This window comes from Desulfurobacterium sp., assembly GCF_027028515.1.
GTDB lineage: Bacteria > Aquificota > Aquificia > Desulfurobacteriales > Desulfurobacteriaceae > Desulfurobacterium_A.
In genome coordinates this window covers 1-3,226 of record NZ_JALVIW010000073.1, presented here as the reverse complement: position 1 = coordinate 3,226, position 3,226 = coordinate 1, and the positions used below count along the sequence as shown (strand labels likewise).

At 37.6% G+C, this 3,226-nt stretch carries 3 protein-coding genes; all 3 read right to left on the bottom strand.

Annotated features, from left to right (window positions below; all coding sequences use genetic code 11):
- Positions 1–185: 185 nt before the first annotated feature.
- From MV676_RS06665 to MV676_RS06655, 3 genes are read right to left on the bottom strand one after another with little or no spacing between them, the layout of a single operon-like run.
- Entirely contained in the window at positions 186–1,241 is a 1,056-nt protein-coding gene (locus MV676_RS06665; protein WP_297446023.1) for a tetratricopeptide repeat protein, read from the bottom strand.
- An 11-nt stretch (positions 1,242–1,252) separates the two neighbouring features.
- Positions 1,253–2,779, bottom strand: a complete 1,527-nt coding sequence (locus MV676_RS06660) for a secretin and TonB N-terminal domain-containing protein (RefSeq protein WP_297446020.1) — start codon at positions 2,777–2,779, stop codon at positions 1,253–1,255.
- Positions 2,776–3,129 (bottom strand): hypothetical protein, encoded by a 354-nt coding sequence (locus MV676_RS06655; RefSeq protein ID WP_297446018.1) that lies wholly within the window; start codon positions 3,127–3,129, stop codon positions 2,776–2,778. Before MV676_RS06655 ends, MV676_RS06660 begins: the two co-directional genes overlap by 4 nt.
- Positions 3,130–3,226: the final 97 nt, after the last annotated feature.

Here is a 3,226-nt window from a genome sequence, read left to right as displayed (position 1 = left end):
CTTTGAAAGGACAGGAGGATGAATTATCAACCGACAAATCTCTACAAATCATTTCTAGGATGCGGTTTTCACAGGTTGTAAGTTCATCTTTAGTTTTATCAACCCTAACGCCTTTCATGGAAGAAATGCAACTTCTCACAGAGGTAAACATTAAGAGGCCGATAATTACTAAGACAATAGCAATCTCAACCAGAGTTAGTCCTTTTCTCACTCTTAGTCCTGGAAATGGTTTTGAGTATCAGTTTTGCTTTCTTCGTATATTGTTTATACCGGTTTATTCCTTCCGTTAGGGAAATAAACGTTTCAAGATCCTTTGTTGCTTTAGCTATATCTCCTTTTTTCAAGTATAAAAGTGCCTCGTTAAAGTAGATTTCAGGGATAAAAGGAAACCTTGTTTTTATACTGGAAAAAACTTTTTCAGCAGAGTCATATTTCCCAAGTTCCATAAGAGCAATAGCGTAGTTTACTCCATAGTAGATATTGTCTGGTTTAAGCTCATAAGCCTTTTTAAGGAAAATTTCTGCTGCCTTCGGATTGTTTAACTTAAGGTAAAAATATCCAAGAGCCTCATATCCTTCAGAGTAAGAGGGGTTGATCAGTAAAGCCTGCTGAAAGGCTTTTAAAGCCTTGTCAAATTCCTTTAAGTGTAAATAAGCATACCCAAGGTAAACGTAAGGCTTAGGGTCCTTTGGATTTTCCTTAATTGCTTTCTTTAGGTATTCAACTGCCATAGAACAGTCTTTTTTACCCATACAAATTTTAGCTTTTTCCATATAGAGGTAAAATAGCCCCTCTTTCTTTTTTAACAGAACTTGAGGAGAACGGCTTTGACTCTTTAAATTGTTAGTTTTCTTTCTTTCTTTATTCCTTTTCTTGCTGCTTTTGGATGAGAGGACATCCTTTTTGAATCCGTTGTTTGCTATAGCAACTATAGTTTTAGGGTTATAAAGGCAGGTTCTTACATAAACATCTGGGATTGAGGTAATTCTTTTTATTTTTATAAGTTCTTTTTGGGCTTCCTCTCGGGTTTTAAAATAACCGACTCTAACCGTATAGTATTTACCTCTTCTCTCTATTCTTGCATCTGGCTCTTCATTCAACTTGTGCAATAGCTTCTTAGCAACTTTAACATTTTTAACGCTTACTACCTGAACACAGTAATACTTAGGCCTTTCAGAAGTAAGAGCTGCAGAAATCGAAGTTAGCACTAAAGTCAAAGTAAAAAAAAATGTTCTAATCATGTTTACTCTTTTCACTCTCCAGTTTCTATATGAGGAGTTAGCATAATTACCAATTCTGTTTTAGAGGTCGTGGTTGTTGTTGACTTAAAAGGTATGCCAAGTAGAGGAATGTCTTTAAGCACAGGAACACCTTCAGATTCCTTAGATTTGGACTCTGCTATCAAACCTCCTAAAATTACTGTTTCTCCATTTTTAGCTCTTACTATAGTATTGAGCTGTCTGACATTTACGGCAAAAACCTTATTCATAAACTCGGACGTATCTCCAGAACCTGAGTTTGTAATTAGAGGTGTATCCAAAGAACTTATTGCCGGTGTAATGTTCAAAAGAACTTGATCTCTTCCGATTATCTTTGGAACAATGGTTAACACCACACCTTCAGTAGTTACGGAACTGGTTTCTATTTCCTGAGTAGTAATCGTGGTTGCAGCTTGGCTTCCTGTGGCGGTTGAAGACGTTGTTTGAGAACTGTATATAACGATGTAATCTTTACCAACTTTTATCATTGCCGGTTGACCATTAACAGCAACAATTCTGGGTGATGAAAGGACGTTTACTTTACCGAACTGAGAAAGTAAACCTATGATAGACGAAATTTTTTTGTCTGCTTTTACAACCTGAAAATTAAACGGCATACTGTCTGGAGATCCCGAACTAAAGGAAACCGTAGCTCCTGCCCCGAAGAAGTTGTTATCCGTCAGTAGCTTCCAGTTGATTCCAGTTTGGTTTTTCCTGTTTAACTTGACTTCTAAAATTTTAGCCTCTATTGTAACCTGTTTACTTGAGAATGAATTCAGCTTTTCTACAAACTGGGCAACCCGGGAAATTTCTCTGGGTTTAGCCGTAACGACTATCGTCCCTGTTGACTGTTCAATGGAGTAGAGAGCTTTATTGTCCTCTTTAAGAATAGAGTTTAAAACCTCCTTCACTTCGTTCCAGAAATTCACGTTATATCTATTGGCTACACGCATTGATGCTGTTCCAGAAGCCCCACTACTTCCTTCACTTCCACCAATGCTGCCACCTGTGCCGCTGCTTCCTATGGTTGCATCTATGCTTGATTCAAATTCTCTTTGAGATGTGGGGAAAAGGAGGTGAAAAACTTTCGTTTCTCGGGTAATTATTTTTATTACCCGACCATCTAACTTGTAGGAGTATCCTAAGGGAGAAAGAAGAGCGTCCAGACACTCCTCCAAACTTTTTCCGTCAAGGTCAACAGTTACCTTTCCTTCAATATCAGGTGGAATTATAACGTTATAGTCAGTTGCCTTTGCCAGAGCCAAGAGGGCATCCTTTACATCTGCATCCTTAAAGGAGAGGTGAACTTTCAAATTGCTTTCTGGAAGCTCCTCTGATTTTTCTGTAAACCTCTTTATCTCTTGCAGTGTAGGAGGCTCTAACGGCATAGGAGTGATGGAGATAGAAATAGGCTTGGTCTCTTTAGGTTTAGAAACGTCAGGAGTTACTTTGATCTTTGAGGAGTGGCTGCAGCCAAAAGTTAAAATGGAAATTGCAGGCAACAGGAGTATCTTTCTCAATGTCTGCTCCCTTTAAACTCATTTAACATCAGATTAATATCATATCCATTACAATCAAGAGTTACTACCCCTTTCTTTGGCTGGATTTTTCTAACAACACAACTATCTATCTTATCTGAAATCTTAACGAGTTTACCATTAATAATGGCCATTTTTACTCTGCCATCAACTATTCCGGTGAGTTTGAACTTTGACGGGTCAACTTTTGTTTCAGGAACCTGAAAATTTGAATTAGAGGATTTTTCTTTTTTGGGTTTTAACTTGTCTAAAGAAAAGAAAATATCCCCGCTGGCAGAAAATGGAATAACCAGTAGAACAGCACAGAGATTAAGCAACTTACTTATCTTCAACTTTTACATCCCCGACAGTAGGAATTTTGAATTTCATTTTAACAAAGACATCTTTTTCAGGCTTTGAGAGTTCGAAATCTTGGAGCTGTAGTGGAAT